We start from the raw sequence: 6,456 nt of genomic DNA on the forward strand, positions 1-6,456 counted from the left end.
GGTGAAGATCCTCTCCATCCAGTCCGCCGTCGCCTACGGCCACGTGGGCAACTCGGCCGCCGTCTTCCCGTTGCAGCGCATCGGCGTCGAGGTGCTCCCGGTGTACACCGTGAACTTCTCGAACCACACCGGCTACGGCGCGTGGCGCGGGCCGCTCATCTCCCCGGACGACGTGCGCGAGGTCATCACCGGCATCGACGAGCGCGGCGTGCTGGGAGAGATCGACGTGGTGCTCAGCGGATACCAGGGCGGCGAGGGCATCGGCGAGGTGATCCTCGAGGCCGTGGCCCGGGTGAAGGCCGCCAACCCGTCCGCGCTGTACTCCTGCGACCCGGTGATGGGCAACGCGCGCAGCGGTTGCTTCGTGGCACCCGCGATCCCGATCCTGCTGCGCGACCGGGTGGTGCCGCAGGCCGACGTGATCACCCCGAATCAGTTCGAGCTCGGCTTCCTCACCGGCACGGAGCCGGCGGACCTGGCCTCGACGCTCGCGTCCGCCGACCTCGCTCGCGCGCTGGGCCCGCGCACGGTGCTCGTCACCAGCGTCGAGCGTCCCGACCGTCTGGAGGACACGATCGAGATGCTCGCGGTGACCGATGACGGCGCGTGGATCGTGCAGACCCCGCACATCCCGATGAAGGCGAACGGCTCGGGCGACGTCACGGCCGCGCTGTTCACCGCGCACTACCGCGCGAGCGGGGATGCCGCCGACGCCCTCGCCCGGACGGTCTCGAGCGTGTTCGACCTGCTGACCACCACCTACGAGTCCGGACAGCGCGAGCTGCAGCTCGTCGAGTCCCAGGAGGCCTACGCCCACCCCCGGATGCAGTTCGCCGTCACGCAGGTGCGCTGAGGGCATCCGCCCGGCGTCACGCCGGCCAGGCGTCGGCGACCGCCTGACGCACCTCGCCGAGCAGCTGCGGCAGCGCCTTCGTCTTCGCGATGATCGGGAAGAAGTTCGCGTCCGAGGCCCACCGCGGCACGATGTGTTGGTGCAGGTGCTCGTCGACGCCCGCACCGGCGACCGCGCCCTGGTTCATGCCGATGTTGAACCCGTCGCAGCGCGCGACGCCGCGCAGCACCCGCATCCCGGCCTGCGTCAGGGCACCGATCTCGTCGACCTCGTCCAGGGTGGCCTGATCGTAGGTCGCGATGTGACGGTACGGACACACCAGCAGGTGCCCGGAGTTGTACGGGAACAGGTTCAGCAGCACGTAGGCGGTCACGCCCCGGTGCACGATGAGCCCGTCGACGTCCGACTTCTCCGGCGCCGCGCAGAACGGGCACGACGCGCGCATCGCGTCCGCACCGGCATTGATGTACGCCATGCGGTGGGGTGTCCACAGCCGCTGGAACTCGTCCGGCACCCCGGCGAACGAGGATGCGGCGGCCAGCTCCGCGTCCTCGTCACCGCCCGCGGTGCCGCTCACGGCAGGTCGTCCGCCGTGTCGACGAGCGACTTGTCGGCGACGGCGCGCAGGATGCGGTCGATCGCCTCGTCGATCGGGATGCCGTTGGTCTGCGTGCCGTCGCGGAAGCGGAACGACACGGTGCCGGCCGAGCGGTCCTGCTCCCCCGCGATCAGCTGGATCGGCACCTTCTGCGTCGTATGGGTGCGGATCTTCTTCTGCATCCGGTCGTCGGAGTGGTCGACCTCGGCGCGCACGCCGTGCTCGCGGAGCCGGTCGACGACGGCCTGCAGATATTCGCCGTATTCGTCCGCGACCGGGATGCCGACGACCTGCACCGGCGCGAGCCACACCGGGAACGCGCCGGCGTAGTGCTCCAGCAGGATCGCGAAGAACCGCTCGATGGAGCCGAACAGCGCCCGGTGGATCATGATCGGGCGGTGCTTCTCGCCGTCGGGCCCGGTGTACTCCAGCCCGAAGCGCTCCGGCAGGTTCGGGTCCACCTGGACGGTCGACAGCTGCCAGGTGCGTCCGATCGCGTCCCGCGTCTTCAGGTCGATCTTCGGCCCGTAGAACGCGGCCTCGCCCGGCACCTCGGTGAGCTTCAGCCCGGTCGCCAGCGCCACGTTGCGGAGGGCGTCGGTGGAGTACTCCCAGAACTCGTCGGAGCCGATCCACTTCGACTTCTCGTCGTCGCGCATCGACAGCTCGAGCTCGAAGTCGTTCAGCCCGAAGTCCCGCAGCATCGAGACGACGAACTCCAGGACGCGTGTGACCTCCGTCTCCAGCTGGTCGCGGGTGACGAACAGATGCGAGTCGTCCTGGGTGAACCCGCGCACCCGGGTCAGGCCGTGCAGCGCGCCGGAGAGCTCGTTGCGGTAGACCGTGCCGTTCTCGGCCAGCCGCATCGGCAGATCGCGGTAGCTGCGCGCCCGCTCCTTGTAGATGAGGATGTGCATCGGGCAGTTCATGGGCTTCAGGTAGTAGTCCTGGCCCTGCTTGGTGACGTGGCCCTCGGCGTCCGTCTCCTCGTCCATCCGGATCGGCGGGAACATGCCGTCGCGGTAGGTGACGAGGTGGTTCGAGGTGAGGAACAGGTCCTCTTTGGAGATGTGGGGGGTGTAGACCCAGCTGTAGCCGGCTTCGGCGTGACGCCGCCGGTGGTGCTGCTCCATCTCCTGACGGATGATGCCGCCCTTGGGATGCCAGACCGACAGGCCCGACCCGATCTCGTCCGGGAACGAGAACAGGTCGAGCTCCTTGCCGAGCTTGCGGTGGTCGCGTCTGGCCGCCTCCTCGAGCCGCTGCTGATATGCGCGCAGCTCGTCCTTGGTCGGCCAGGCCGTGCCGTAGATGCGCTGGAGCTGCGGGTTCTTCTCGCTGCCCCGCCAGTAGGCGCCCGCGACGCGCAGCAGGTCCCACCCGTTGCCGATGAGGCGGGTGCCCGGCACGTGCGGGCCCCGGCACAGGTCCTTCCAGACCGTCTCGCCCTCACGGTTCACGTTGTCGTAGATGGTCAGCTCCCCGCCGCCCACCTCGACCGAGGCGCCCTCGGTGTTGTCCGCACCGCCCTTGAGGCCGATCAGCTCGAGCTTGAACGGCTCGTGCGCGAGCTCGGCTCGCGCCTCGTCGTCGGTCACCGCGCGCCGCACGAACCTCTGGTTCTCCCGGACGATCCGCTCCATCTCCTTCTTGATGGCCTTGACATCCTCGGGCGTGAACGGGGTGTCCGTGCCGAAGTCGTAGTAGAAGCCGTCGGCGATGGGCGGGCCGATGCCGAGGGTCGTCTGCGGCTTGATGCGCTGCACGGCCTGTGCGAGCACGTGCGCGGTGGAATGGCGCAGGATGGCGAGGCCGTCCGGCGACTCCACCGTGACCGGCTCCACGTCGTCGGCCGCGGTCACGGTCGTCGCGAGGTCCTTCAGCTCGCCGTTCACGCGCAGGGCGATGACGGAGCGATCGGGGAACAGGGCGAAGCCGTCGGTCGGGTAGGCGACGCCGGCAACAGTGGGATCGGTCACGGAAACTCTCCAGAAAGTGGCTCCCGTCCAGGCTACCGGTCCGGCCGGGTCGGCCCGGGCATGATGGATGCCGTGCGGCTGGCCCTGATCGGCGCGGCGCTGCTGGTGCTCGGCGGCGTCGCGATCGCGTTCGGCATCCTGCCGACGGATGCGGTGCTGGCCATCGCCGAACGGGTCTGGCCGGTCCTGCTGTTCGTCGTCGCCATCACGGTGGTCGCCGAGCTCGCGGCCACGGCCGGCGTGTTCGATCTGGCCGCGGGGATGCTGGCGCGGTTCGCGCGCGGCCGCACGGCGGTGCTGTGGCTGCTGGTGGTGGCTCTCGCCGTCGTCGCGACGGCGTTCCTCTCCCTGGACACGACGGCGGTGCTGCTGACCCCGGTCGTCGTCGCGGTCGCGCGCGCGCACCGTCTGCCGCCCCTGCCCTTCGCGTTCGCGACGGTCTGGCTGGCGAACACGGCGTCCCTGGCGCTGCCGGTCTCGAACCTCACGAATCTGCTCGCGCTGCACCGGCTCGCCTCGAGCTCGCCGTGGGACTTCCTCGCGCTGCTGGGACCCTCCGCGCTCATCGCCGTCGTCGTCACCGTCGTGCTGCTGTGGCTCGTGCACCGGCGGGATCTCCGTGGTCGCTTCGCGCCCGCTCCGCTGCCGGAGGTCGCCGACCGTGCGCTGCTGATCACGAGCGGAGTCGTCGTGGCGGTGCTGCTGCCGCTGCTCGTGAGCGGGATGGCGCCGTGGCTGCCGGCGGTCGCCGCGGCCATGGTGCTCGTCGCGCTGTTCCTGTGGCGGCATCCGCGCGCGCTGCGCCTCGGTCTCGTGCCATGGCGGGTGCTCGTCTTCGCCGCGGGCCTGTTCCTCGCCGTCGGCGCACTGGAGGCGACCGGAGCCCTGAACGTGCTCGGCACGTGGATCGGCGCCGGGCCGGTGGGTCTGTGGGTCGCGGCCGGGCTCGGGATGCTGGGCGCGAACGCCGGGAACAACCTCCCCGCGTACCTCGCCCTCGAGCCGTCGGCGTCCACGCCGGCACTGCTGGCCGCGCTGCTGATCGGCGTCAACGCGGGACCGGTGATCACGCCGTGGGGTTCGCTCGCGACCCTTCTGTGGCACGATCGGCTGCGCTCGGACGGAGTCGACGTGTCCTGGCGCGGTTTCGTCGGCTGGGGTCTCGTGCTGGGACCGGTGGCGGTGGGCCTCGCGGTCGTGCCGGTGGTCTGGCGGCTGCCGTAGCCCTACCGGAGGATCAGCACGAGCCAGAGCACGAGCGTCGCGAGCGGTGCCAGGAAGTCGAGGAACAGGATCGGCCCCGCGTTGTTGATCGACATGTTGTGCGTCGTGACGATCTGACGGATGTGACCGATGCCGGCGAGCACGAGGAACACGACGGCGACGATGACCGGGCCGATCCAGGCCACGGGCGGCAGTGCGGCGCCGACGACGATCGCCGCGATGCCGATGCCGAGGTTCGCGGCGCCCACCTCGAACTGGAACGGGCCGGGCGCCCATCCGATCGACCGGGCGATCGTCGGGCCGAAGAACAGGTGCGCGATTCCGCTGCCCAGCGCCGACGAGCCGACGAGGAACAGGACGGCGTTCATCGTCGTCCAGTACAGGAAGTCGGACGCGCCGCCGGCGACGAGCACGATGATCTCGGCGACGAGGAACAGCACGACCCCGCCGAAGGGCAGCAGGCCCAGGATCACGGGCGACTTCGCGGGTGCGGCTTCGGTCATGGCGTTCCTCCGGTCGGCTCTGCGGCGAGCATAGCGGTGCCGGTCACAGATGCCGCAGCGCCTCGCGCCGGGACAGGGCCGAGATCCGGCAGGGGCGGGATATGGTCGCCGCATGGACACACCGGAACGAGATGAACAGCGCCGCGATCAGTTGACGACGGCACCCAAGGCGACGGATGCCGACGCCCGCCCGCGGGTGGAGGTCTCCGAGCATGGCGGAATCACCCGAGTCGACATCGCCGCGGACGCCGAGGTCCGGCCCGGAAAAGCGGACGACCGGGACTGAACGAGAAAACCCTCGGGATCCCGGGGGTTGTTCGGTGCGCGATACTGGGATCGAACCAGTGACCTCTTCCGTGTCAGGGAAGCGCGCTACCGCTGCGCCAATCGCGCCTGTTCAGGCTGTTCAGTTGTGAGCGAGGTGGCGACGGGATTCGAACCCGTGTAAACGGCTTTGCAGGCCGGTGCCTAGCCGCTCGGCCACGCCACCGTGTGTGGTTCGATACCCACGGCGTGATCCCTGGAGGGGATACCGCACTCGAGCGGATGACGAGACTCGAACTCGCGACCCTCACCTTGGCAAGGTGATGCGCTACCAACTGCGCTACATCCGCGTGTCCCGGATCGCTCCGAGCACTTGATCGACTTTAGCCGAACTCCCCGCTCTCGCAAAACCGACGAGGGCTCGCGCGTGTCATCCGCGAGCGCTGCGGATCAGCCGACATAGTCGTCCTCATCGATCAGCCACGTGCCGCCAGTCTGCACCAGGACCGCGGAGTAGTCGCCGGAGAAGGAGCTGCCGTCGGAGTCGACCCCGGACAGCGTGTAGTCGATGTCGGCCTCGTCGCCGGAGACCGAGGAATGCGTCACGGTCATGTGCCACGACTGCGGCGGGTCGGCGGCGTTGGCCTCGGTGTCGCTGCAGCTGAAGCTCCACTCGTCCTTCCAGTCGGAGGTCGTCAACCGCTCGATCGTGCCGCAGTCCCCCGTCATCCACGCCGAGTTGTAGTCGTTGAGCGCCTGCTCGGGAGCGCTGGTGGCTCCCTTGACGAGGCTGACGATCACCAGGACGGCGACGATGATGCCCGCCAGCACCAGGACGCCGCCGCCGACGCCGAGTCCGATCCACAGCCCCTTCCGCGACGGGCGCGCCGGCGCATATCCGGGTTGCTGAGGGGCGGCCGCATAACCGGGCTGCGGCGGGGGCCCGGGAGCATACGGGGGTGCCGTGCTCGACGCCGCGTAGCCGGGCGCCGAGGGCGCGGCGTAGGCCGGCTGCGCGGGCGGGGCGGGGGGAGC

General features: G+C 69.9%; 6 protein-coding genes, 3 tRNA genes and 1 pseudogene. 3 read left to right on the top strand and 7 right to left on the bottom strand.

Features of this window, described 5'->3' with window-relative positions:
- Position 1: 1 nt before the first annotated feature.
- A complete protein-coding gene (pdxY, locus tag QM626_RS09870; RefSeq protein ID WP_415076509.1) occupies positions 2-853 on the top strand; it encodes a pyridoxal kinase PdxY in 852 nt (283 codons plus the stop codon).
- Between the two features lie 16 nt (positions 854-869).
- On the opposite strand, the gene QM626_RS09875 is transcribed toward pdxY, so the two are convergent.
- Entirely contained in the window at positions 870-1,430 is a 561-nt protein-coding gene (locus tag QM626_RS09875) for an HIT family protein (RefSeq protein ID WP_415076511.1), read from the bottom strand.
- Complete coding sequence (gene thrS, locus QM626_RS09880) at positions 1,427-3,430, bottom strand: threonine--tRNA ligase (protein WP_415076513.1); 2,004 nt, start codon at positions 3,428-3,430, stop codon at positions 1,427-1,429. Before thrS ends, QM626_RS09875 begins: the two co-directional genes overlap by 4 nt.
- A 63-nt stretch (positions 3,431-3,493) precedes the next feature.
- Between thrS and QM626_RS09885 the strand changes: the two genes are divergently transcribed.
- Positions 3,494-4,654 carry an SLC13 family permease gene (locus QM626_RS09885; RefSeq protein ID WP_415076519.1) on the top strand — a complete coding sequence of 387 codons (1,161 nt, stop codon included), beginning with the start codon at positions 3,494-3,496 and terminating at the stop codon, positions 4,652-4,654.
- A 2-nt stretch (positions 4,655-4,656) separates the two neighbouring features.
- On the opposite strand, the gene QM626_RS09890 is transcribed toward QM626_RS09885, so the two are convergent.
- Positions 4,657-5,157, bottom strand: coding sequence for a DUF6790 family protein (locus tag QM626_RS09890; RefSeq protein WP_415076515.1), 501 nt, complete (start codon positions 5,155-5,157; stop codon positions 4,657-4,659).
- A gap of 112 nt (positions 5,158-5,269) precedes the next feature.
- Between QM626_RS09890 and QM626_RS09895 the strand changes: the two genes are divergently transcribed.
- Positions 5,270-5,443: a multidrug transporter gene (locus QM626_RS09895; RefSeq protein ID WP_415076517.1), complete on the top strand. Its 174-nt coding sequence runs from the start codon at positions 5,270-5,272 to the stop codon at positions 5,441-5,443.
- Positions 5,444-5,478: 35 nt separating this feature from the next.
- Here QM626_RS09895 and QM626_RS09900 read toward each other — a convergent pair.
- From QM626_RS09900 to QM626_RS09915, 4 genes and pseudogenes are all read right to left on the bottom strand, one after another.
- Positions 5,479-5,550 (bottom strand) — tRNA-Val (locus tag QM626_RS09900).
- Positions 5,551-5,576: 26 nt separating this feature from the next.
- Positions 5,577-5,647: transfer RNA gene (locus QM626_RS09905), tRNA-Cys, on the bottom strand.
- A gap of 51 nt (positions 5,648-5,698) precedes the next feature.
- Positions 5,699-5,771 (bottom strand) — tRNA-Gly (locus tag QM626_RS09910).
- Between the two features lie 100 nt (positions 5,772-5,871).
- Positions 5,872-6,456, bottom strand: a pseudogene (locus QM626_RS09915) (hypothetical protein); the annotation flags it as partial.

Origin of the sequence: Microbacterium sp., assembly GCF_047606385.1 — a bacterium.
In the GTDB taxonomy this organism is placed as follows: domain Bacteria; phylum Actinomycetota; class Actinomycetes; order Actinomycetales; family Microbacteriaceae; genus Microbacterium.